This window comes from Paenibacillus sp. J2R1T-4 (assembly GCF_059692235.1).
The window spans coordinates 107105-131668 of record NZ_JCAUBA010000014.1 but is presented as its reverse complement, the minus strand read 5'-3'; the positions used below and the strand labels follow the sequence as shown (position 1 = coordinate 131668).

General features: G+C 46.8%; 21 protein-coding genes. 16 read left to right on the top strand and 5 right to left on the bottom strand.

Going from position 1 to position 24564, the window contains the following annotated elements:
* The first annotated feature begins 38 nt into the window (after nucleotides 1-38).
* From AC58QD_RS21995 to AC58QD_RS21960, 8 genes are all read left to right on the top strand, one after another.
* A complete protein-coding gene (locus AC58QD_RS21995) occupies nucleotides 39-968 on the top strand; it encodes a phytanoyl-CoA dioxygenase family protein (protein WP_497337157.1) in 930 nt (309 codons plus the stop codon).
* A gap of 23 nt (nucleotides 969-991) precedes the next feature.
* Nucleotides 992-3628, top strand: a complete 2637-nt coding sequence (locus AC58QD_RS21990; RefSeq protein ID WP_497337156.1) for a glycoside hydrolase family 38 N-terminal domain-containing protein — start codon at nucleotides 992-994, stop codon at nucleotides 3626-3628.
* A 31-nt stretch (nucleotides 3629-3659) separates the two neighbouring features.
* On the top strand, nucleotides 3660-4148 hold the full coding sequence (locus AC58QD_RS21985) for a GNAT family N-acetyltransferase (RefSeq protein WP_497337155.1): 489 nt from the start codon (nucleotides 3660-3662) through the stop codon (nucleotides 4146-4148).
* Nucleotides 4149-4310: 162 nt separating this feature from the next.
* Nucleotides 4311-6041 carry a sensor histidine kinase gene (locus AC58QD_RS21980; protein ID WP_497337154.1) on the top strand — a complete coding sequence of 577 codons (1731 nt, stop codon included), beginning with the start codon at nucleotides 4311-4313 and terminating at the stop codon, nucleotides 6039-6041.
* Between the two features lie 18 nt (nucleotides 6042-6059).
* Nucleotides 6060-7346: a response regulator transcription factor gene (locus AC58QD_RS21975; RefSeq protein WP_497337153.1), complete on the top strand. Its 1287-nt coding sequence runs from the start codon at nucleotides 6060-6062 to the stop codon at nucleotides 7344-7346.
* 211 nt (nucleotides 7347-7557) lie between these two features.
* Entirely contained in the window at nucleotides 7558-7722 is a 165-nt protein-coding gene (locus tag AC58QD_RS21970; RefSeq protein WP_497337152.1) for a hypothetical protein, read from the top strand.
* 13 nt (nucleotides 7723-7735) lie between these two features.
* On the top strand, nucleotides 7736-8503 hold the full coding sequence (locus AC58QD_RS21965) for an SDR family oxidoreductase (protein WP_497337151.1): 768 nt from the start codon (nucleotides 7736-7738) through the stop codon (nucleotides 8501-8503).
* A gap of 1 nt (nucleotide 8504) precedes the next feature.
* Nucleotides 8505-8741 (top strand): hypothetical protein, encoded by a 237-nt coding sequence (locus AC58QD_RS21960; protein ID WP_497337150.1) that lies wholly within the window; start codon nucleotides 8505-8507, stop codon nucleotides 8739-8741.
* A 102-nt stretch (nucleotides 8742-8843) separates the two neighbouring features.
* Here AC58QD_RS21960 and AC58QD_RS21955 read toward each other — a convergent pair whose 3' ends face one another.
* On the bottom strand, nucleotides 8844-10865 hold the full coding sequence (locus tag AC58QD_RS21955) for a LuxR C-terminal-related transcriptional regulator (RefSeq protein WP_497337149.1): 2022 nt from the start codon (nucleotides 10863-10865) through the stop codon (nucleotides 8844-8846).
* Between the two features lie 336 nt (nucleotides 10866-11201).
* Here AC58QD_RS21955 and AC58QD_RS21950 point away from each other — a divergent pair, with 336 nt between their 5' ends.
* From AC58QD_RS21950 to AC58QD_RS21940, 3 genes are all read left to right on the top strand, one after another.
* Nucleotides 11202-11882 (top strand): hemerythrin domain-containing protein, encoded by a 681-nt coding sequence (locus AC58QD_RS21950; protein WP_497337148.1) that lies wholly within the window; start codon nucleotides 11202-11204, stop codon nucleotides 11880-11882.
* An 18-nt stretch (nucleotides 11883-11900) separates the two neighbouring features.
* Nucleotides 11901-12767 carry an SDR family oxidoreductase gene (locus tag AC58QD_RS21945; RefSeq protein WP_497337147.1) on the top strand — a complete coding sequence of 289 codons (867 nt, stop codon included), beginning with the start codon at nucleotides 11901-11903 and terminating at the stop codon, nucleotides 12765-12767.
* Between the two features lie 315 nt (nucleotides 12768-13082).
* The gene (locus tag AC58QD_RS21940; protein WP_497337146.1) at nucleotides 13083-13460 is read left to right on the top strand and encodes a response regulator; all 378 of its coding nucleotides are present in this window, start codon (nucleotides 13083-13085) and stop codon (nucleotides 13458-13460) included.
* 48 nt (nucleotides 13461-13508) lie between these two features.
* Here the strand turns inward: AC58QD_RS21940 and cstA are convergent, their stop codons facing one another.
* The 3 genes from cstA to AC58QD_RS21925 form a co-directional block, all read right to left on the bottom strand.
* Entirely contained in the window at nucleotides 13509-15302 is a 1794-nt protein-coding gene (cstA, locus tag AC58QD_RS21935) for a carbon starvation protein CstA (RefSeq protein ID WP_497337145.1), read from the bottom strand.
* A gap of 159 nt (nucleotides 15303-15461) precedes the next feature.
* Nucleotides 15462-16208, bottom strand: coding sequence for a LytR/AlgR family response regulator transcription factor (locus AC58QD_RS21930; RefSeq protein ID WP_497337144.1), 747 nt, complete (start codon nucleotides 16206-16208; stop codon nucleotides 15462-15464).
* Nucleotides 16186-17958: a LytS/YhcK type 5TM receptor domain-containing protein gene (locus AC58QD_RS21925; protein WP_497337143.1), complete on the bottom strand. Its 1773-nt coding sequence runs from the start codon at nucleotides 17956-17958 to the stop codon at nucleotides 16186-16188. The genes AC58QD_RS21930 and AC58QD_RS21925 overlap by 23 nt, the downstream gene beginning before the upstream one ends.
* Nucleotides 17959-18118: 160 nt before the next feature.
* Between AC58QD_RS21925 and AC58QD_RS21920 the strand changes: the two genes are divergently transcribed.
* From AC58QD_RS21920 to AC58QD_RS21900, 5 genes are all read left to right on the top strand, one after another.
* Nucleotides 18119-18829: a metal-dependent hydrolase gene (locus AC58QD_RS21920; RefSeq protein ID WP_497337142.1), complete on the top strand. Its 711-nt coding sequence runs from the start codon at nucleotides 18119-18121 to the stop codon at nucleotides 18827-18829.
* Between the two features lie 226 nt (nucleotides 18830-19055).
* Nucleotides 19056-19484 carry a MarR family transcriptional regulator gene (locus AC58QD_RS21915; protein WP_497337141.1) on the top strand — a complete coding sequence of 143 codons (429 nt, stop codon included), beginning with the start codon at nucleotides 19056-19058 and terminating at the stop codon, nucleotides 19482-19484.
* Nucleotides 19485-19531: 47 nt separating this feature from the next.
* A complete protein-coding gene (locus AC58QD_RS21910) occupies nucleotides 19532-21130 on the top strand; it encodes an MDR family MFS transporter (protein WP_497337140.1) in 1599 nt (532 codons plus the stop codon).
* 143 nt (nucleotides 21131-21273) lie between these two features.
* Complete coding sequence (locus AC58QD_RS21905; protein ID WP_497337139.1) at nucleotides 21274-21609, top strand: ArsR/SmtB family transcription factor; 336 nt, start codon at nucleotides 21274-21276, stop codon at nucleotides 21607-21609.
* A gap of 88 nt (nucleotides 21610-21697) precedes the next feature.
* A complete protein-coding gene (locus AC58QD_RS21900) occupies nucleotides 21698-22237 on the top strand; it encodes an SRPBCC family protein (protein ID WP_497337138.1) in 540 nt (179 codons plus the stop codon).
* 397 nt (nucleotides 22238-22634) lie between these two features.
* Here AC58QD_RS21900 and AC58QD_RS21895 read toward each other — a convergent pair whose 3' ends face one another.
* Nucleotides 22635-24377 carry an ABC-F family ATP-binding cassette domain-containing protein gene (locus tag AC58QD_RS21895; protein WP_497337137.1) on the bottom strand — a complete coding sequence of 581 codons (1743 nt, stop codon included), beginning with the start codon at nucleotides 24375-24377 and terminating at the stop codon, nucleotides 22635-22637.
* Between the last annotated feature and the right edge of the window lie 187 nt (nucleotides 24378-24564).

The window sequence follows — 24564 nt, the reverse complement described above, 5'->3', positions numbered from 1 at the left end:
TTGTTATTCTAGACCACTGAATGAAGGGAACGTTAATTGTGTCAGCAATAAAACATTTGCCGTATAAATACGAATTCCGCACAGACGAGCTGGACGCGATCAAATCGTGCAACGATGCGCATGGATTCGCCATAGTGAAGGAGGTGCTTACTCCGGAGCTGGTGGAGCGTTTGAAACAATCGATTCAAGACATCTTTGCGCCGGTCTTGGACACGCATTATACTCAACTCACTCCCCAAAAGTTGGACGAATTTTCCAAGGCCGATCGAAAAACCGATGAAGCGGCACATCCTGAACATAAAACTTATGTGATAGTTGACTTTATCGAAAAGTCGGAAGCACTCGCAAGTTTAATGACCTATGAACCCTATATGAGGATTGTACGCAACTTGTACAATGATCAATCGATCACGCTCAACCGCTCCGCGGCCATCTATAAAAAACCCGGCGCAGTTGCCGGCCCTTGGCATACTGATTGGGAGCCAATGGAGGGGGTTTATGGCCCGAACGCAGTATTGAACAATACCGGGGCATGCTCGAACTGGTTTTATTTGACCGGCGTACATCCCGATCGCGGAGGACTTGCGCTCATCCCTGATTCGCATACGATAAATTGGCAGGGGCCTGAGGGGTTTGCTTTCATGGAGAAAGGACGTTCCTTCTATCGCCAAGGAGGCACCCAAGCTCTCTACGACCGATTTGATTTTCCGGAAGTATTGCCGCTATATACGGATCCCGGCGACCTGATCGTATTTGCTGAACGCACGTTCCATGGCGTGTTTCCGCATAACGGCAGCGAACCACGTCTTAGCTGCGGATTGAGCTTCCGTCCCGGCAATGCCGGTTTTCCTAAATGCTGGCCGCTCTCTGAAACAACACGGCGATTTATCGCTTCTGCTTCGGCGGAAGCGCATCCCTTGTTGGAGCATTATACAGGTTTCAACAACAAATGGAGGAGCAACCAATAGAGGTTGGAGAGGAGAGGATTCGAATGACTGGCAAAGAGGCAGATATGAAACAAGTGAAGGAAATTCATATCATCCCGTATTCGCATCATGATTTTGCTTGGACGAATTCCAGGGAGTGGCACATTCGCCGATATCTTCTGTCGTTTAGCGAAATGCTTGACGTTATGAAAGAAAACGAACATTTCACTTGGATGATCGACAATGTGACGCATAGTTTGATTCCGTTTATTAACCATTGCCCTGAAAAAGTTGCAGAGATGAAAAAGCGGGTGAAAGAAGGCCGGATATACGTCGCCAACGGCGGTTATAGTTTGGCCAGATCGACCTATGTGGGCGAGGAGACGTTTATACGCAACATGGTCGAAGGAAAGCGGTTTTTCCAAACGTATTTTGACATCAGCAACATCGAATTGTTTTATAGTGCCGATGTTGCATGCGGACACAGCCAACTCCCGCAATTGCTGCAGTTGGCAGGGCACAAGTATTACCGGTTTCTCAGACCGGAGGAAGCGTTGGATGCCAAGAAAATTCCGCGCCAATTCATCTGGCAAGGGCTTAACGGTTCAAAGGCCTTAGTTTCCCGGGGTACTTACGGCGGATTTGCGTTTGATGCCAAATATACATTCAACGATTTTCAGCGGGAATGGGAGGAGACGAAGCAGGCGTTTTTCGATCAGGAATTAGTGGACAAAATCGATGATCTGCTAATGGCGGATATTGTCTGGCTGAACTACGGCGCAGACGATTTCAGACCGTTGCATAATTTGTTCGATGAACCGATCAATATTCTGGGGTTCGCTGAAGAGTGGAATAAACGGGAACAAGTCAGCCTGCTCTTTTCTGATCCTGTTGCCTATTTCAGAAAACTGCAGGCCACCAAGCTCCCCGTTCATGAGGGCGTACTCGATCCGTGCGAACTTTCTTATAATGCGCCGTTTCGCGGGAGGCATTCAATGTGGAGAATGCGGAGTGAATTGGACCGACTCATTGTCAAAGCGGAAAGTTTGGCGGCATTCGCTTCCTTGACTGGTATGGAGTATCCGTACCGGCAACTGGAAACATTGTGGAAGCAATTGTTCGAAATTACTGGTCATGCCATCGAATTTGTGTTTCGCTCAGACTTCGACGAATTGTACTCGATAGCGGAAGGCGCTAGATCGACGGTCCGCACCTTGATCAAACAATTAACCGATCATGTCGCCGCCAAGCTTCAGGTTGATCCGGGGTCGCAATACGTTGTCTTCAATACGCTCAACTGGCGGCGCATTGAAAACGTCCAGTTGCATATTACAAGCCCGTTCGGCGTATCGGGATTCGATCTGTACGACGGTCATGGCAACAAAGTAGATTATCAAATTGTCAATGTTTGCAGCGGAGACAAAAAGTATGTCAATTGCGAAGTCAACGAAGTGGATATCGTTTCGCAACTCGACGTTCCACCAATGGGATATGCCGGTTTGACGATGGTTAGAAACGGCATGCAAATTGTCGAAAAAATCAAAGCAGAATACATTGACGACGCAAACAGGCCTACCGCTCCAGACAAAGTAGTCATCAACAACGATCGGATCGAAGTGACAATCGAAAAAGGCCGAATCAGCGAAATTAAACAACTTGGGACAGGTCGGGCGAATCTGGTCGGGGGTACCAATGTTATCAACGGTTTGAAGTTTGTACAAACCGAGGCTTCGCCGACTTGGGTATCTTCCTGGAAAACGATTGATGAATTTGGTATCAAGCCTGAGAAATGGGAGCTTACGGAAAACGGACCTCTCCGGTGGATTTATCGTGTCAACGGTAAATTAGGTAGCAGTAAAGTTAAATTGGATATTATTCTGAACAGAGGGGAAAGCGCCATCGGATTCGACGTGGAGTTGGATTCCGACCGCGATGAAGGTTATTATGCCGTCGACTTTTCCTCCGACCCGAATACCTATTTACATGCGGACATTCCGTTCGGCGTTGAAGAGCGGAATCTGGCGAATGAATATTACGAAAAAATTCCCGGAACACCATCCAACTACAACGTCTATGAACGGGGATATGCCGGACAATTTTATGCAAGAAGCTGGGCTTTGTTTCAGAGCAGTGAAATCCCTGTCGCCATTGTTTCCGGGAATTGTTCGATTTATTACAGTCATGATATGAACAAACAGATCGTATCGCTTTTGCTGCACCGCTGCATGCCGCTTGATGGTAAGAAGGAGGGGTGGGTGAGGCAAACGCACCCGTCGATCGACGGAAGTGGAAAGCATCAATATAACTATTACCTTTATTTCCCTGAAAGTAAAGAACAGGTTGCGGATATCGCCAAATTTGCGAAAGGAAAGGCGCATCCCGCAGAAATTGCCGTCAAATATAATGTTGTATCAGCCGAAAGTATGCCGAATGACAAATCGTTTGTGGAGATGGATAGCGAGAATGTCATCATTACCGCTTTCTATATGGAAAACGGCAGCTACTTGCTGCGCTTTTATGAAGCGGAGGGGCGAAGTGCCACGCTACGCCTATCGCCGAAATTCGATTTCAGAAGGGCGCGAACGGTCGATTTGCTTGGGAACGAAGCTGATCAGCCGGCGGTTGCAGTTGACGCGGCCAATCGTCATATTTCAATTGCAGTGAAACCTTGGCAAATTGTCACACTTCAACTGGAAATCTAACATCGAGGGTACGAAAGGCGGGAGAGTCCTATTGGAATTCCGTATGAACGAAAGGCCAATCGTCATCCGTGCCTTTACCGAGCACGATGCTGATCTCGTTTATTCCTTCTTTCAACGGCTCTCGGACGATTCACGTTCTCTTTTTCACCCGCATCCTTTTACAAGAGAAGTTACCGAGCAACTGACCGGTCCGGATTTGGCGAACGCGGAGACGTGCCGGTTTTTGGTCGGCGCTCGCGATGAGAATGGAGAGAGCATGGTCGGATATTTGTTCTTCTGGGATTGGAGCAGAAGCGTACCGTGGTTCGGAATAGCTGTCGCCGACTCCTGGCAAGGGCGCGGCCTCGGCTCCGACATGATGGCCTTCGCTATCGATATGGCGCAATCCCACGGCAAGGGGGGCATTTTGCTGACCACGCACACAACGAATCGTCGCGGCCAGGCGCTTTACCAAAAATGCGGGTTCGAGACGATCGGAGAAAGTTTGACAGGGGAGCACCTGCTGATCCGGCGATTCTAGCGGCTTACGCTTCATATTCCGAATGATGAACAATGTACTCATTTTCTGTCGCTTGCTGGGAAAATGGGTACATTTACGCTCTTTTAGGCTTATCCGCATCGGTTGGTTATCTGTTATACTTTTGCATAAGAAGCCTGTTTACGGCGCTATCCAGAGGATGTGGTGTATACGAAGCTGCGCAACAAGATGCTTGTTTTTTTTGGGTTGATTTTTGTGGTGTTTCTGGTCAGCATCAGTTTCTTTTCTTACAAAAAGGCGGGAACTTATCTGGATCAGCTGTCCAGTGGCGCTTACAGGGAAGTGTTGAAGCAAGCGAATGTGACGCTCGATTACCGCATGAAAAATTACGAAAGGGTTATCAACACGTTTTACATCAGCGACGAATTTCAGGAGCTGCTTACCCAGGACAGCGGTGACAAATTCGACGAATATATGGTCAATAAACGATTGAAGGATTTTGTCGAGTCGCTGTTGAACACGTACGAATATGTACCGCGGGTGAAGGTGTACAATTTCAGCCAAAATACATTCTCGGGCAGCATTTACAAGGAATCCGACATCGAGGATCAGGAGTGGAAACAGAAGGTCTTGTCGAGCACGTCGACTAGCGTATTATGGACCATCCGCCGCTACGACCTTCACGGCGAGAAACTACTGAAGCTCGTGGCCGCCAAGGCGCTGCGCAACAAGCTCAACGACGAAGTGTATGGGATCGTTTCGCTCGAAATCGATCCGGGATACTTGTTCAACCAGATCAAAAATTTCGATTTGTTCACGGAAGGCAACGCTTATGTGCTGGGCGAGCAAGGCAGTATCCTGTTTCGTCAGAGCGATCGATTGATCGGACTGTTCAATCAAACAATCCCATTTGCCTACAAAATGTCCGGCGAATCCGGTTATTTTACGGAAACGATCGATGGTGAACCTCATCTGGTCGTTTATGATAAGAGTGTCAGCGGCAACTGGACGATGGCGGGTGTAGCGCCGATCGAAGGGGCGCTGCTGCTGTCCAACGAAGTCGGCGATTACATCCTCACCTTGTCCGTTTTGCTCATTGTGCTCGGCGTTGTCGTCATTTATGGGTTGTCTTATTTTTTTACGAAACGGCTGAGCCGGCTGACGGACGAGATGATGAAGGTGAGCAAAGGGGTGTTCGATGACCTTCAGATCGATACGAGAAGCAACGACGAAATCGGCGAAATGAACAAAGTGTTCCAATTGATGATGCGGAAATTGAACAAAAATATCGAAGAAATCAGTGAGATGAAATCGGACGAATTTGCCTCCCGGATGAAGGTGCTTCAGGCGCAAATCAACCCCCATTTTCTGTACAATACGCTTTCCACGATCAACTGGATGGCCATAGGAATTGGTGCGGAGGATATTTCACAAACAGTCAACGCGCTCGCCAAATATTATCGGATCGCACTCAGTAACGGCAAGGAAATCATTTCCGTCAAAGAAGAACTGGATCACATCCGGTATTACGTCTACATTCAGCAGATTCGGGTCAAAGACAACATTTCGTTTCGGTTTTCCGTCGACGAAGAGGTGCTCCTTCATGTTACGCCGAAAATGATTTTGCAACCGATCGTAGAAAATGCCATTATCCACGGAATTGAAGAACATAAGAAAACAGGCACGATAGTCGTATCCGTTCGGAAGCATGGTGAGCATATCGTATTCGAAGTGGAAGATGACGGCTGCGGCATGGATGAGAACCTGCAGGCGAAGCTCGTCTCCGGTCATCATGTCGCCTCCGGTTACGGTCTTACGAATATCGACAGTAAAATCAAGCTGTATTTCGGTAACGCGTTCGGCTTACACATCACGAGTAGAGTAGGAGCCGGTACGAAGGTGACGATCGTCATACCAGCCACAAGTCAAATGTAAACGGAAAGAGGCGAGCGTATGTTGAAAATCGTGATTGCCGAAGACGCCGCGATCGAACGGGAAGGACTGGTCAATAGCATTGATTGGGCGGCCCTCGGTATGGAGGTGGCAGGGGCGGCGGAAGACGGGGTTCAGGCGTGGGAGCTCGTCGGGACCCATCAGCCGGATATATTATTGACCGATATCAAGATGCCTCTGAAGGACGGCATTCAACTCGCCAAGCAGGTGAGCGAGCAGTACCCATCGCTCAAGATCGTCTTTTTCTCCGGCTACGAAGATTTCAACTTCGCCCTGGAAGCGATTAAATCCAAAGTGTGCGAATATATATTGAAGCCGTATACGATTGCGGAAATTACTGACGCGTTAAGGAAAGTTGCCGGTCTATGCTTGCAGGAGCAGAATAAACTCAGGGCAGAGGAGCTCATTCGCAACAAATGGGAAGAAAGCAAGGCGTACCGGGAAGAGAATACGTTCAAAGCGCTTTTGTATGGTCTGCACAAGAGCAATAATGTGCCGGAGGACCTCGGCCTTAGCGATCCGAAATCGGCATATGCGCTCATGCTGGCGCGTATCGTGACGTTATCGGACGACGGGGAAAGCGACGATATTGCGAAGCAGCGGAACAACCTGCTTCTCGGGAACTTATTGAAGGAGCGCCAGGCGATGTTTGATGGCGGTAAGCTGTTTTTGAACCGGGAAGGGGAGTTTCTGCTACTGCTTAACGAAGATCAGCATGTATTGCACAATAAAGCGGTGATGGAACGGATCGGTGCGCAGCTTCGGGACTGGATCCGGGCTCGGATCCATGCCGATTTGGTAATCGGAGTCAGCAATCCGGTCACCGATCCGCATCAGCTTGCCGATTGTTATGCGCAGACGCTCGAAACGATGAAGCTCGGTACGATTCTTGGCAAGGACCCGATCATGTTTTACGACGATTTTAATGGATTGGAAGCGTTTACACGCATGGATAAAATTGTGAAAACGGCCAAAGGAATTATTACGAAACGATACATGGAAGCCATTTCGCTGAACGATATCGCGTGTGAGGTCTATATGTCCCCCAATTATTTAAATACCATCTTCAAGAAGGTAACGGGGAAAAACATGAACAAGTACTTGATCGAAGTTCGGGTGGCGAAAGCCGTAGAGCTGCTGCAGGAAACGGACGCCGTCATTTCCCGGGTGGCGGCAAGCGTCGGGTATAAGAATATAGCCCATTTTAGCACAGTCTTTAAAAAACATACCGGATTATCTCCAATCGAGTATAGGGATAACAAAGTTAGAATACAAAACAAATCCTGATTTTGGAATATTACAGAATCGTTTATTAACAGCTAAACTTCAGCATCCTTTGAAATGAAAAGGCAACAAATATGCGAATGACAAGAATAGGGCAGCTAAAGGTGGAGAGCAAATAACCCAGGAAGTAAACGAATGGTATAAGAATAGATAATCATTTTACTAGAGGACCAATGCGGCGGCAAAGTACGAAACGGTGGGGAGAAGCTCCCTTGTGCGCCTTGTCTTCCATTTCGATGTTGCTGCGGCAAACGTGGTCGATTTGCTCGGAAACCGCATGGATCAGCCGTCGCTTGCCGTCGCCGCGGACCGCCTCGCCGGTTCACTGGTCGTGAACCTGTGGCAGATCGTCACGCTTCAGCTTGCGACGTTTTTTTGAATGGGGGATAAAAATGAATTTATTTGATTTATCGGGGAAGACAGCAGTCGTGGTTGGTGGCAACAGTACGTTGGGTGGTTCGATGGCGGCAGCGCTCGGTGCATATGGAGCCGATGTTGCGGTGGTTGGCCGCAATATGGGGAAATGCGAAGAGGTACGAAAACGTATTGAGCATGCAGGCGGCAGCGCCCGGTGCTTTAAGGCCGAAGCAACGAGCAAAGACGATTTGCAGAACGTTTTATCGAGTGTTCTGACTTGGACAGGGCATGTTGATGTGCTGATGAACTGTCCAGGCAAAATTAGCACGACTCCTTTTTTTGAACTTACGATGGAAGAATGGGATTCGCTTATCGAAATCAACTTGAAAAGTATTGTACTCGCTTGTCAGGTGTTCGGAGAATGGATGCTGAAGCAAAGAACAGGCGGCAGCATTATCAACATTTCTTCAGTATCCGCGGAAACGCCACTGTCACGTGTATTTACTTATTCCGCTTCGAAAGCTGCTGTAAACAATGTGACCAAATTTTTGGCTCGTGAATTTGCTCCTGGTAAAGTGCGTGTAAACGCGATTGTACCCGGGTTTTTCCCGACGGCTCAAAACCGTGAAGTATTGTCCCCAGACCGTGTGGAAGCAATTATGAGGCAGACCCCGATGGGTCGTTTCGGAGATCCCGCAGAACTGCAAGGCGCGGCCATATGGCTGGCTTCAGATAAGGCATCCAGCTTTGTTACGGGAGCGCAAATTCATGTAGATGGCGGTTTCGGGATCATGACCCTATAAAATGCGGGAGCCGACGGGATGGCGATTAAGCTTTCCGGCAGATGATGGAGTGATTGTGAAAGTAGGTTTGGATTCATTTACGATCCGCGAACTAAAGCTGGATCCATTCGAACAACTTGATTTTGTATGTACTGCGAAGCTCATGCCAACCGACAGCAGCCGCTGCTCTAATCTGATTCGTCAATTCGCTTTTCTGCTCTTTTATCGATTTTTTTGCAGCCAGGGATTGCAATTCTGAATGGAAAGATGTTTAATGCATCATTACTGATAAAAAGTATAAATCATGCGTATATTTCCGCACGAATCGCAATAAAAAAAGCCCAGAGGCTTCTCCTTAGGCTCAGCTCATTAGTTTTTTGACCAGCTCCGCTTTGCCTTTCACTTCAAGCTTCTCGTAAATTCGGCTCAGACCCTTTTTTACTGTAACTTCCGCTAAATAAAGCTTCTGGGCTATTTCCAGGTTGGATGAACAAGTCCTTGTTAGAAGAGCAATGTCTCGTTCACGAGGAGTCAGTCCCGATAAAACAGCATCCAGATTGGTCGTTTCGTTGTCGTCTTCTGTGGACTGATAAAGATTCTTCACAAATTTCTTCATCTCTTTGTCTTCCCTAAAATCGAGCACAAATACAGGTGCCGGGAAATCGGGACCAAAACCTTTATGTTTGGCTCTAGGCACCTCCACATATCCGATTCCTTTCACCGCTTCCTGGTTGTATTGCATTGGAGCGGTATAAATCATGAGCCCGCCTTTCAAATAGTAGGAAAGATAGGTTTGAAAGTACATAAACCGGGCGGCTGCGCTACCGTCCTTTGAAAAATCGATCATATATTGAAACCATCCTGCCGGTGACTCAGGCGTTACGTTCAGCTTATCCCGCTGCTGTTTAGATAAGACGCGGAAATAGGACTGGGTAATCGGGTTTTGTTCCAGCAGCCGAAGAGAACCACGATGAATGGGAATGTAGACGAAAAGGCCAACCGCTTCGTGTTTTTCATTCTTAAGCAGCCTAACCACATCGCTTCCGAGTGAAATCAGTTCGGATAGCTGCATTGACGTAAACCATTTCTCATTGACAGCCTTAGGAATTTTATAGATATGCTTTTCATTTGTAACTGGATCGTACATCTCCTGGATATAATCTTCAAGATTCGCAAGGACATCCTGAACATATTGTTCGGCTTCATGCAGATTATCCGGGTGAACCGTTTCAATATAATACGTTTGATCAACAGCATCATCGAAAAACATAGCCCGAAAACTAGGCTCCCCCACGATATAAATAAAATCCAACAGGAGAAGATTTCTCTCTTCCAAGGAAACATGCCGTGAGGTTAAGAGGCTATACTGGTAGTTTACGCTTCGCTGCCAAAGCTGATTATAGATTTGCGGCTTTTTTAGTCTGAAATCCTGATAGAGTGCTTTTCGGAGTACCTGATGCAGATACCATCCTCGCTCACTTTTTCTAACAAAGGAAAGATGAATGAGTTTGTCAAACTCTTCGTTGCTTATCTCCTTCTCGAGCATAGTTTCGAGGAGCTCTTGGTTGAACACACAGACCATGGTTACCGCTTCCAATAGTTCCCGTAGGGTTGAGTCCGGAATCTCTCGCATCCACTGACCGGCAATTTCTTTAAAGGTTTCATTCCACAAAAGGGATTCAGGCTCCTGTTCCCCCCTCATTCCTCCCAATTCATTTAAGCCCATGAAAAGGGATAACGCTAATGGATGGCCCTTCGTAATCATATATGACTTCCGAACGAAGCTTACGTGATGTTCACCATAAATAGAAGTGTATTGTTCACAGGTTTCGTAATCAAACGGTGACAATGGTACAAATTTGATAACTCTTCTCCATGCCGGGGATGAAACCCAGCCTCCTTTTAACGGGAAGCGTCCAGATAACACGATCAGGATACGGTTTGATAATCTAACTAAAAAGGAAGTACGGAGCCAATCATCAAGCTCATTCATCTCTTCATACGTATCGATAACAAAAACCAAGCGACCAGCCTGAGCCCGATGAGAAAGCTGCTGCGCAGCTTTCTGCAATAACTCTTCTTCCCGACATTCCTCGAGAACTTCAGTATTTAAAACGGCGAGCAACCGTGAGGCAAATCCTTTCGGTGTCTTGGTAAAATCCATGCTGTCCAAAAGAAAGAAAGGAACTCCTTCGTAGTCACAAATTCGTCGGAACTGATCCAGCAAGGAGCTTTTTCCGATTCCCCCTGTGCCGCTGACATTTAAAATGCGTGCTTTACTTTCCGGGTTGAACACGAAATTTCTGAACAACTCGAGCTCCATTGTTCGCCCGACAAAAAAACTCTCTTCTAATCGTCGAATCTCCTCACCAAAGCTGCTCATCAAAGCCTCCATCTGCGTACTGATATCAGATTATATACTTTTGAGTATACGTAAGGATCTATCCCGATCCTGTTTTTCCTTATATAGTCATATCATCAGTGGATATGAAACCACACGCGGAATTTAGTGGTTACATGCACTGGATTCGGATGAGGATGCCTTATTATAAATCCATCAGCAAAGGGGATATAGCAGGATAAAAATACAGCATTTTACTAATCAAAATTTTACTAAACTTCTAAATAAACTACAACAACTCGATTTTATCTGGTCAAATGGTTTTCTTATTACCGATGAAGAGCAGCAGCAAATCAAATAACAAAGGAGAGTATTTCAATGTACAATCGTTATGATCTTTACGGGCCCGTTCACAAGGGACTCCGCTTTGCCTTAAGCAGCCTTTGTTTTCAAACGGGATCGGTTGATATCTTATCCGATGATCAAGGATTGAAGTCGTTTCTTGAGGAATTCAAACGGGTCGTCATCATCTTGGAAGCTCATGCCCATGATGAAGATCTGCATCTGAACGATCCATACATGCAATATGCGCCGGAGACGGCAAAGCGGTTGGAAGATGAACACGAAGTGTTGGATATGAAGCTTGATAACATCGTTACGTTGGCAAATCAACTAGAGCATACGGAGATTTCATCAGAAGAACGCAGCAGTTTGTGGTACCAGTTGGGCAGAGACTTAACCCGCTTCACGGCCGAATATTTCATGCACCTGCAGAACGAAGAAGGGCCCGGAATGGATGCGCTATGGGCCAATCTGACCGATGAACAGCTCCATGAATATTCCGATAAAATACGATCTTCCATCCCACCGCACGCCATGATGATATTCCTTCACTATATGCTTCCCGCAATCACACATATGGATAGGTTCGCGATGTTAAGCGGCATGAAACGTTTTGCCCCTCGGGAAGCTTATGAGGCCGTTCTGCATTTGGCGGAGAGCCGTTTGGATTCGAATATTTGGCTGGAATTAAAGTCGTCGTTAGAAGCTGTATCATAAACGTGAGGTGAATTAAACATGAAAGTTCTTGTGGTAGGCGGTACAGGTACGGTTGGAAGTCAAGTGGTCGCAAACTTGGCGAAACAGGGAGAAGAGGTTCGGGTACTGACCCGGAATCCCGATGCTGCAAACCGCTTGCCCGACTCTGTTAGCATATGTCCGGGAGATTTGGAATCGCCTGATACTCTGGAAGCGGATTTTTATCAAGCTGATGCATTATTTTTACTAAACGCCCTCTCTCCTACGGAAACCGCTCAGGGTCTAAGAGCGGTCGAAGAAGCCAAAAAAGCAGGTGTAAAAAAAATCGTGTATTTATCGGTGCCGATGCCGGAAGATTCCAAACATATTCCCCATTTCAAAAGCAAAATTCCAATTGAAGAAGCCATTCGGCAGTCCGGAGTCATGTATACCATTTTGCGTCCCAATAATTTTTATCAGAATGATTACTTTTATCGGGAAGCGATTCTTCACTATCGAATTTATCCGCAGCCGATCGGTTCTATCGGACTAAATCGCGTAGATGTAAGGGATATTGCGGATGCTGCCGTGAATGCGCTCCTACGGAATGGTTATGCGGGCAAAGAGTATCCGATTATCGGTCCGGATCCATTGACAGGAAATTCGACCGCAGACATCTACAGCCGTATCTTAGGAGAGGAAATCCGCTATGGCGGAGACGATTTGGACGTGTGGTTTGAACAATCGCGAACCGTCCTGCCGGATTGGATGGCAAAAGACTTTAAAATTATGTATCGGTATTTCCAAGATAAGGGGTTAGTGGCGACTGAACGCGATTTTGAGCTTCAACGCGAAATCTTAAATCGGGAGCCGCGTTCTTTCGAATCGTTCGTTATCGAAACAGCGGCTCATTGGAAGAATAGCTAAAAGTAGGAACTTAAGAAAGCTCTCCGCATGGCCCATTAACCGGTGTAGATACTTCTACATGGTCAGATGTTAGTTCGACACAAAGAAATTGTAATGGCTGGGCTATCCCTAAGCAGAAAGGCTGCTGAAGGATAGTCCCTTTTTTGATTTCAAGAGTCCTTCTTGTGAGTTTATTGTGAGGGAATAACGATAGAATGAAAAGAGTAGAGTTGAAATGCCGAGGAATGAACGGGCTGGAGCTCGCGGAAAAGATCAACGAAGCGTCGGAACATACGTCGAAGATCATTAGCGATTGAATGGGGAGGAGTGTACTTCATGGCAAAAGTGATGGTTGTAGACGATACGATCTTTATGAGGACGATTATCAAAGATATTATCTTAAGCATGGGGCATGAAGTGGTAGGCGAGGCATCCAATGGTGTGGAAGCTCTCAGGCTGTATCCCTTGATGAAACCCGATTTGGTGACTATGGATATCACGATGCCGGACATGGACGGTGTAACCGCCGCTAGAGAACTGCGTAAGATGGATCCGCAGGCCATAATCATCATGTGCTCAGCCATGGGACAACAGTCCTTGGTTCTTGATGCTATCGTTGCCGGTGCGAAGGACTTCATCGTGAAACCAATTCAAACGGACAGGGTTGTCGAGGCGATCAATAAAGTTTTGGAAGGGGGAACACGCTGGAATTGAGACTTATCCTAAAAAAAGGCCCAATAAAGGACCTTTTTTATATATTGCCTATGCCGCTAACGACTCGATCTTATCACGTGGAGATTGAAAAATGGATATCCATTTTTTAATCGCTGTGACAAGGATGATAAGGCCTAAAACTAGCATGATGATCGATAGAACGCCATTGACTACGTTATACCCGGCTGCGTTCGGATTGAGGTACACATTCTTGACCATCCAATACCCCGCAACGTTGACTGTAACAAACAGATACGCGAGGGGAATGAGACAGGTGAGCATATAACGGCGCTTATCGGCAATTTTCAAGATGACGGTTGCACCTATGATGAGTCCGATCGAGGCCATTAATTGGTTGGAGACACCGAACAACGCCCACACCGAACCAATATCGCCTGAGAAGAGCAGATACCCCCAAAAAGAACATGCAAGTGCGCTGGCAAAGATCGTTCCAGGAATCCAATCCGTACGTTTCAAAGGCTTGTACATTTCGCCGAAGAAATCCTGAATGAGATAACGGGAAACGCGAGTTCCTGCATCGATAGCGGTTAAAATAAATACGGCTTCGAACATAATGACGAATTGGAAGAAATAAGGCGCGAGATTGGCGAACCAAGGGATTTTCGTAAAGATGTAAGTCATGCCGACAGCAAGTGTAACTGCCCCGCCTGTTCTTCCTTCCAGATTCAACCCGATTTCCTGGCTAAGCTGAGGCAAGTTGACAACGTCCATACCTAATTTTTGGAATACGGCCGGAGTGGAATTGATGGCAAAATAATCGGCCGGATGAAGCGCTGTTGCGGCGATCAATGCCATGATTCCGACGACACATTCGACTAACATCGCTCCCATACCTACTACTTTAATGTCGCTCCAGCGATTCAGCATTTTAGGTGTTGTACCGGATCCGATAAAGGCGTGAAATCCGGAGATGGCACCGCATGCAATCGTAATAGAGATAAAGGGCCAGACAGGACCAGCGATGATAGGACCGCCGCCATGGATGAATTCCGTTACAGCAGGGAACTGAATGGCTGGGTTAATAATAAAGACGCCGATAATGAGAGCGATAAAGACTCCGATCTTCATAAAGCTGCTCAAATAGTCGCGAGGCGCCAGAAGCAGCCATACAGGTAATGCTGCCGCAAAGAAAGCGTACACGGGCAAAATAATGGATAGTGTCTTCGTATCAAAGGTTAACCAATCGCCAATGACGGTGTTTTGAATCGAAGGACCCATAAAAACTCCGACCATTAGAAGAATGAAACCAACGGTGGAAGCCAGTTTTAAATTTCCTGTTTTCTTATAGAAAATACCTACACCAATCGCGATCGGAATGGTGATTCCTACGGCGAACGTTCCCCAAGGATTGTTCTCTAGCGCATGCAGAACGACCATGGACAGACCGGCCATTGTAATCGTAATGATGAACAGCATCGCCAAGCCCGTACAGAACCCTGCGACCGGACCCAATTCCTCTTTGGCTACTTCTGACAACGATTTCCCTTGCTTCCGCATGGAGGCGAACAGGACAACGGCATCATGAACCGCTCCTCCGATTACGGCCCCGATCAGCAGCCAAAGTAAACCGGGAAGATAACCGAATTGTGCAGCTAAGATCGGACCGACAAGAGGACCTGCTGCGGCAATGGCTGCAAAGTGATGGCCGAATGAGACCCATTTGTTGGTAGGAACATAATCTTTACCGTCGTTTAATGTGTGAGCTGGTGTTGGAATAGAGTCGTTGAGCTTCAAAACTTTTACCGCGATAAATGTGCAATACAACCGATATGCAATCATTAAAATACAAATAGAACCTACTACTATTGTAATCGCATTCATTTTTTACCCTCCCTATATCTCTATAACATTTATTTACCCATCATACTTAATGAAATCGACGTCTTTAAGTTTTCAGGATAAAACGCAAAGTTTGGGGAGTGAGCAGCAAAAAATAAGGATTCAAATGCAACCGTTTTTTCTAAATAAGAAGAGATATCATCAAAATCCAATACGTTGGCGCAGCTCTTTTATATAAGTTCGGCTTACCGGCACCTTTGATCCGTCCTTCATGATCAGGGTATAAGTAGAGTGGAACCAGGGCTGGATTTCAACAATACTGTCTAAATTTACAAGAAAGGAGCGATGGACACGAACAATCGAAGTGCTATGGAGTCTTTGCTCAAAAGCCATAAGCGGTTCATTCACTTTATATTGCTGTTCATCCGTTGCTATGACCGTCTTCCCTTCGACAGAACTGATATATACAATTTTGCTTATCGGGATTAATAAAATGCGTTCATCAACGGTGAATGCTAACTTTTCGACCCTATCCGCCGTATTGGATTTCTGGGAAAGGTTAAGGGTCACACGGCTTTCTCGAAGCTCCTGCAGCCTGGCCACCTTCTCAACCGTCTGTTGGATTCGGCGCTCATCATAAGGCTTGAGAATGTAGTCCGCGGCGTTTAGTTCGAACGCTTTGAGAGCATACTCATCAAAAGCCGTCGCAAACACAACTTCCGTCCGGTGATTCAAGTCTAATAGCTGACGAGCTAAATCCAATCCGCTGTGTTCAGCAAGCTGAATATCGACGAATACGATGTCAGGCTTGAGATCTTGAATTTGTGTAAGCGCAGTATCAATGGATTCAGCTTCCCCTACGATCTCTACCTTTTTGCTGCGGCGAAGAAGGTAGCTGAGTTCATCTCGGGCCAGCGGTTCATCGTCAACTATATAAGCTTTCAACATGCCGATCACCCCACTTATGACTATTTAATGGTACGGTGATTACTACTTTAGTGCCGACATTCGGTTCGCTTTCTATATGAAAGGCACCATCCTCACCGTATATTTCCTTCATTCGTTTGCTGATATTATATAAAGCGGTTCCGGTTCCTTCTGTTGATTTGACGGTGTGTTTACCAAGGGTATCTAGTAAATGGGAAGGCATTCCATTGCCGTTGTCTTCCGTAATAAGAATCATCTTATCCTCTTCTTGATAGGCCTTAATGGAAACATGTCCTCTTCTTTTGGAAAAGGCGTAGCGGACGGCGTTCTCCACTAACGGCTGGAGCGTAAACGGCGGGATCAACACCTCCTCAAGCGAAGGCTCAATAGCTACACTTACTGTGTATTTATCGGGAAAGCGAGCTTTTTCCAAAGATAAATACGCCTCTACATGCTCCAACTCCTTATGCAGAGGAATGAGCATCTGACGTGCTCCCTGCAGATTGCTCCGAAAAAACACGCTCAACTGCAGCAAGAGCTGTCTCGCTTTTTCAGAATCGGTGCGGCATAACACGGATATCGTATTGATTGCGTTAAACAAGAAATGAGGATGAACTTGCGCCTGCAGCGCTTTAATTTCGGCATCCTTTAACAATTTGCTCTGCAGTTCTGCCTCACCCAATTCCAATTGAGTGGAGAACAGCTTGCCTAATCCTTCGGCCAGCTCCTGTTCGACCTGATCCATCTGGTTCGGATTCTTAAAATAAAGCTTTAACGTCCCGACAGTTTCATTATGAACCTTAAGCGGGAGCACAATAGCGGCTTGCAAGGGGCAGTGTTCATGAAAGCATTGAATTTCTTCCCGCGATTTCGCCTTTAATACTCGTCCTTGTTCCAGCGCATTTTTCGTTAATTGAGTGGACAGGCTTTGCATGGGAACATGATGGTCAGAGCCAGTTCCGACGTGAGCCAAAACTTGACTTTTATTCGTAATGGAGATAGCGTCTGCATTTGTGCTTTTTAATATTACTGCTGCTGCTTCTCTGCAAGAATGGGCATTTAACCCTTGTCGGAAAAACGGAAGCGTTTGATGAGCTATATAAAGCGCCTTATTCGTTTGCAAGGCACGCGTGCGTTCCTCTTCCTGCAATATAGACTGAATGATTAACATGAACAAAAGCGTACCGAATCCGTTCATTGTAATCATTGGAATGCTTATGACTTGGACGAGCTCAAGCGCAGCTTCAAAAGGTTTGGCAACGAGTAGAATAATCCCCATCTGGATACACTCCATTATGATGCCGATTGCTACCGCATGCCACAGCGTGTTCTTTCTATTTTTTCTAAGGTGTTCCCCGAGCAGCCCAGTTACAATACCTGCTAATAACGTCGAAATGCCGCAAGCAACGGCTGTATAGCCTCCTAATGTGAAACGGTGAAAACCGGCAATCATACCAACGCCAAATCCGACAAGAGGGCCTCCAAGTAAGCCGCCGAGAGCTACTCCCAGGATTCTTGTATTGGCTAGGGCGCTGTCGTAGTCTACCTCTGTCTGCCAAACTTGGGATGCAATTAAGCCTTGGTGAATTTCTATTCCTGTATAGTTACTGATAATCCCGAATGTTCCGAACACCACGATCAACATCATTTTTTCTTTAAAGCCATGCTCATTATGAATAATTTGACGAAAAGACCTCATTCTGGAGAGTAAGAATACGAATATCAATAGTATACCGACCCGTTCCAGCATTAAAGGCAGTAAGTAAATCACGTAAGTTCACCCTCATTCTGAAGTTATTCCTCTACCTGAAGTATATACAAAAATAGAGCAGCCTCCTAATCTTTGAATGAGCATGAAGCTGCGCCAGCGCGATACGTAGGATATAATGATATTGGCATGATGAATTCTTAGAGAAGGGCAGGTTATCTGAATGAAAGTAGAGTACCATGGTCATTCTTGCATTCAACTGACGAGCGGTGGGCAGTCGATTATTATTGATCCTTTTTTGACGGACAATCCAACAGCCTCCGTCCATCCGGAGAGCATCCGGGCGCAATATGTGCTGCTGACACACGCTCATGGAGATCATATTCAAGACGCTGTCACCATCGCGAAGCAGAATGACGCGACGCTTATAGCGATTCACGAGCTAGCGACCTATATGAGCTGGCAGGGCGTACGCGTCAGGGATATGAACATCGGGGGCAAGCTATCCCTTGGATTTGCTGAGGTTCAAATGGTGCCTGCGTTCCACAGCTCGGGCATCGTGCTTCATGATACTAAGGAGATTGTCTATGCGGGCATGCCTTCAGGTCTTCTCATCCGGTGGAATGGGCTTACGATTTTGCATGCAGGCGATACTAATCTGTACTCCGACATGAGATTGATTGGCCAAAAGAATAAAATAGATCTGGCTTTCCTACCTATCGGTGATTTGTATACGATGGGACCGGAGGATGCGGCAGAGGCGGCAGAATGGTTGAACGCGAAGCGGGTAATTCCCGTTCATTACAATACGTTCGAGCTGATCCAGCAGGATGGGGAGAACTTCGTTCAGCTTCTCGCCAACCGAGGCATCGAAGGCAAGGCATTGAAACCTGGCGAGTCGATCACGTTAGAGGCAGGGCCGGACAAGCAATAGGATATGCAGTAGTCTGGTTAGAAAATCATATTTTTATTAGAGCTGAGATTTCATATCAGCTCTTTTTTGCGCTCTTTTTTGAAAAAGGACTAATACGGGGCGATAATTTGTTTCTCCTGAGGGAAAGCTTTAATACTTGACATTTTTATTGAAGCAGGTTTATATTTAAACATGTTAAATATAAATCTATTGAATAAAATTCGCGGAATGGAAGGGGGCATCAAATATGGATTCGTTATTACATCGGGTTCAAATTGCTCTGGAATCACTTAAACGCGGTGTCAATTCCGACTTACTGAAGAAATTAGGCTCCCAAGTCACGGGACCTCAGATATACGTGTTGTATTACATCAACCAACAGGAAACATGTAAGCTGACTCTTCTGGCGGAGAAGCTGGAGGTTAAACCTAGTGCGATAACGGTCATGATCGACCGATTGGAGAAGCACGGGTTTGTGAAGCGAACCCATGATACCGTGGATCGTAGGTCTGTGCTGGTTCAAGTCACTCCGGCTGGAAAAGAAGTATTGGAAAAAGCCATTCAGCAGAGGAACGAAACTATAGGAACTTATTTATCCCGGCTTGAACCGACGGAGAGGCTATTAATCGCCGAATTGTTGGAAAAAATGGTGAGTCCAAATAACAGGGCGGAATAGGTTGGTTAAATATTAAGCCACATTTATATTAAAGGGAGATTACATTTATGGAAGAGTTGTCCCACAAGCGAAAAGTGACCATTATGCTCGCGGTAATGGTGGCTATGTTCTTTTCTGCTATTAATCAAACCATTGTGAGCACCGCTATGCCTCGAATCATTGCTATTCTTGGAGGCATGGAATATTACACTTGGGTTATCACGATCTATATGCTTACTTCAACTATCGCTACAATACTTGTCGGTAAACTATCAGATATATATGGGCGCAAACCGTTCATCCTTGCCGGTATCGTTTTTTTTCTCATCGGGGCATTTTTAAGTGGTTTTTCCAAAGATATATTCCAATTGATCACCTACCGAGGCATTCAGGGGATCGGGGCCGGTATTATTATGGCATCCGCGTTCACTGCGGTCGGTGACTTGTTCTCGCCGCGTGAGCGTGGGAAGTGGACCGGGATGATGATGGCGATCTTTGGGTTCTCCAGTGTTCTCGGACCGACGCTCGGCGGTTGGCTAGTGGACAATATGGAGTGGAAATGGCTTTTTTGGATCTTCCTCCCGGTAGGGATCATCGCGTTTGTAATGATTCTCCTCCTTTTCCCGAAGGTGGAAAGAAGGGCATCGGAGAAAATTGACTATGCAGGCTCGTTTTTCCTTAGTTTAACCATTATCGCGCTCCTGCTCGGTTTCTCTTGGGCTGGAACGAAATATGATTGGGGATCGGTACAAATTATAGGTTTATTCGCAGCGGCGGTAATCTTTCTTATCGTGTTTATCCTCATTGAGAGGAAAGCAACGAGTCCGGTCCTGCCTTTATCGCTGTTCCGAAATGACATCGTTACAATCTCCAACAGTATAGGTTTCCTTATGAATGCAGGCATGATGGGGGCGCTCATTTACCTTCCTTTCTTCGTGCAAGGTGTAGAAGGGATATCACCGACATATTCCGGTTATGTTACGATGCCGATGTCGATCGCTATGGTTGTCGTCAGCGCGGTAACCGGTAGATGGATTACCAAAACAGGCAAATATAAACGTTATGCGGTCATTGGGATGCCGATCATGATAGCCGGTATGCTTATCATGGCGTTTATGAACACGGTATGGTTAGCTGTTATAGCGATGATCGTATTTGGTGTTGGTCTCGGCGTAGGTATGCCGGTGTTTTCGCTAACGGTCCAAAACGCGGTCAGTCCCGCACAGCTCGGTGTAGCCACGGCATCCTCTCAATTGTTCCGGAATCTTGGAGGGACGATCGGAATCGCTGTTATGGGAACGCTGATGCAGTCCCGATTGATTAAAAACATGCAGGAGGCGGCTACATCCGAGAATGGCTTCGATTTCACCAAGCTCGATCCTAAGACGGCAGAGCAATTAGCTGCGTTCCATAACCCTGAGATGCTTCTGGATCAACCCAAGCTCGAGGAGCTGCAGCGGACGCTTCCACAGGATATTCAACCGGTTGTTACTCAAATGATCGATACGCTTCGCGACGCTTTGAGCGCATCCCTGACAACGGTCTTCTTAGCTGGAGCCGCTTTGGTTGTGATTGCTATGATCTTAACCTTTTTCCTTAGAGAGATTCCGCTCCGCACGTCCAACAAAATGCCGCAGGAAGAGCCAGAAGGCGGCAGTGTTGTCTAACCGAAGCCAGTTGGTTGACTTCATGGATGTGAGTGCAAAGACGAGACTGGGTAAATCCAGCTCGTCTTTCCTTTATTCCTTGACAGATATATTCCGTTTCGGGTATATTGTAAGTAAGAATATCGTTTGGAGTAGATTTACTTATGAATGTTATGACTTTCAGTGCACTTGCCGAACCCAACAGGTTCGATATTGTTGAGCTGTTGCGTGATGGACCCTTGCCTGTCGGAGAAATTGCGGAGCGGCTTGATCTCAACCAACCACAAACCTCCAAACATCTTCGTGTTCTTAGTGATGCCGGTCTTGTGGAAGTGCAACCAGCGGCTAATAAAAGAATTTACAAATTGCGGGCTCAGCCACTCCAAGAACTGGATACTTGGCTGGATAATTACCGCCGCATTTGGGAAGAGAAATTCGATAACTTGGACATTTATCTTCGTGAACTGCAACAAAAGGAGAAAAACGAGGGAAATAAGTAATGTTCGAGCACACAGAGTTCCGGTCAATCTGCTAAGTCCATCAAGTAAGCTTGATTCAATAATTCCTATTCAGGTTTGGAGGATTAACATGGCTGCAGACAATGTATCAAACAACGTAACAACGGATGTGGACAACAATGATTTTGTGATAACACGAGTCTTCAACGCCCCGCGCGAACTCGTGTTCAAGGTATGGTCAGAGGTCGAGCATCTGAAGAAATGGTGGGGGCCAAAAGACTTGGAAATGGGCTATACCAAGTTAGACTTCCGCCCGGGCGGCACCTTTCACTACCATATGAGCTCCCCTGATGGCTTTGAGTTGTGGGGCAAGTTTGTCTATCATGAAATCGAAGCTCCTGAGAAGATTGTGTTCGTCAATTCGTTCTCCGATTCAGAAGGCAACATCGTTCGGCCCGAATTCAGCGCTACGTTCCCGCTGGAAGTACGCAATGAAGTGACATTCTCTGAAAATGATGAAAAAACGACGATTACTCTCCGCGGAGGTCCGATTAACGCAACAGAGGAAGAGCGCAGATTTTATATGGGAATGTTCGAGTCCATGCAGCAAGGATACGGCGGAACATTCGATCAACTCGCCGATTACTTGGCAAAGGTGTCACCGCAATAAAGTTATTTAGTCCGGTCCTCATGAATTATGGGGCAACTGAACCGAATGCGTAACAAAGAGGAGCATGCCATTAGGCTGCTCCTTTTTTGTAGTGTGATTTCCACCTTACTCAAGCAGAATATCGCTGTTGTTCCTCCTTCCCTTCTGCATATCGTCGCCCGTTTGGATTATAGTGGCACACCGTTACAGATAAGCCATTTTACTACTGGCTATTTAAGCCATCTCATCGCTCAGGCACTAATTAGCCAACCTGACTATCCCTTATTTCCGCATTGTGAACCGATTTTCCTTAGAACTAGGCCAATAACCAGTAGTAAAACTTGCTATCCCAGAAAGAACTGTCTTTTCCACACAAATAACCTATACTAGCAATGGCTATTAATCAGGTAGTCCAGAACTAAAGCCTCCTCAATTTTTGCAAATTTTTAATTTGTTCGGTCAAAACCTTGAACCGTTGATCAAGCTCGATAGTATCGTCGTGTTTCCCCGGCATCGACAAGCGAGCAAGAACGGTGTTGCGTTCCAACTCCAGCCTTAAGAGTTCTTCTTCTTCGTCTAATGACAGCTTGGCATCTGTCGCGGGGCCCTTGCCAACATTTCCTGCATTGGACTCCAATTTTATCGAAGATGCATGGGCTGCTTGCTTAAACGCCTCAAAGGACCCATCAAACCAAACATACCGCTCGCCTTCCAAGCTAAGGACTTTATCGGCAAGTTGGGCGGCTAACCTCCGGTCATGCGTGGCAAAAAGAATCGTGCCCGGATAACTCATCAGCACCTTCTCCAGCTCTTCTTTAGCAGGAAGGTCCAGGTAATTGGTCGGTTCATCCAATAGGAGAAGGTTGCAGTTGCTTAAGAATAGCTTGGCCAGGGCCGTTTTAACCCGCTCACCGCCACTCAAAAGCTCTACTCGCTTGAATACATCCTCTCTCTTAAAAAGAAGCCTTGCCAGCACGGTTCGGACTGTCGATTCCGGATGGATGCTTGTGGCCATTACGTTATCCAGGATCGTACCTGCATCGTCCAGTATTTTCAGCTTCTGATGGAAATAACCGATCCGTGCGCTCCCTGGCAAGCCAACGCCATCGGAACGATCGGCAATCATGCTGAGCAGAGTTGATTTTCCCGATCCATTGGGTCCGAGCAGAGCTACTTTGGAGCCGGGCCGGATCATAAGCGATAGATCGCGGAATAAGGTTCGCGCGTCAGCAGCACTTTCGCTGCCGCGAGACACATTGTTCAAGCGATGAGCGATTGCCACGTCTTCTCTGACGTGGTTGCATTCTTCTTTCCGCACAGGTACTGTACGGGTAAGCCCCGACAGACGAATGGCAGCTTTTCCATGAATAGGCTCGTAAGCCTGAATATCGAAGCGGACGGCCGGAAGCTCCATTGGCTTTTCTACCGCTTCGAGCTTCTCTAGCCGGCGGTGAATCGCCTTCGCATTTTTCTCCATTTTGGCCGCTTTGCCTTCAAAGAAATCCTTGCCCATGCGAGCCTCGGAGCTGCTTAATCGACGCGGGGCTTTTACCGCGCGGCTAGCTCGCTTCTTTTTCTCGGCGATTGCATCCGTCAGCTGCTCCTTCTTGGCCGTATATTTCTCAAATTCCAACCAGGCACGATCCCGCTCATTTTCCTTAAAAGCCCTATACTTGCTGTAGTTTCCCGTATAGAGGGTGAGCTTTCCGTTGTCTATCTCGAGGATTCGTGTGCATGCGGCATCCAGGAGCTCCCTGTCATGCGAGACCAGCAAGACGGTGCCGGGATAAGCGCCGAGTATACGCTCGACTTCCAAGATACCATTCAAGTCCAAGTGGGACGTCGGTTCATCGGCGATCAGCAGATCTGCCTGCGCAGCAAAAGCCGCTGCCAGACGCTGCCGCGTTTCTTCTCCGCCGCTGTAATCACCCTCGATTGGCTCCCACTGGGCAACCATCGCCACAGTCCCGTATCTTCTGACCGTACCTGCATCCGGCTCTACTACTCCTGCCAGCAGGTGAAGCAGCGTTGTTTTGCCTGCGCCGTTGGCTCCCACGATTCCAAGACGGTCCCCTTTATATAGCTTCAGCGGTTGTTCCTGTTTGAACAAAAGCCGATCGCCAAATGATTGTTCCAAATCCATACTCTCTATAGTTAACATAAAAAAACCTCCCTGATGTCAGAGAGGATAGGTTGCTCAAATAAACCATGCGCGTTCGCAAACCGTCATTCGTTAGAATCACGATCGAAGCCTTCGGTTATCCGTGTAAATGAGCATACCAATCCCGTCTGGACTTACTTTTGTATTCCTAAATTCAGAGTCCAGTTCATCAGGATTAGTTCCACAT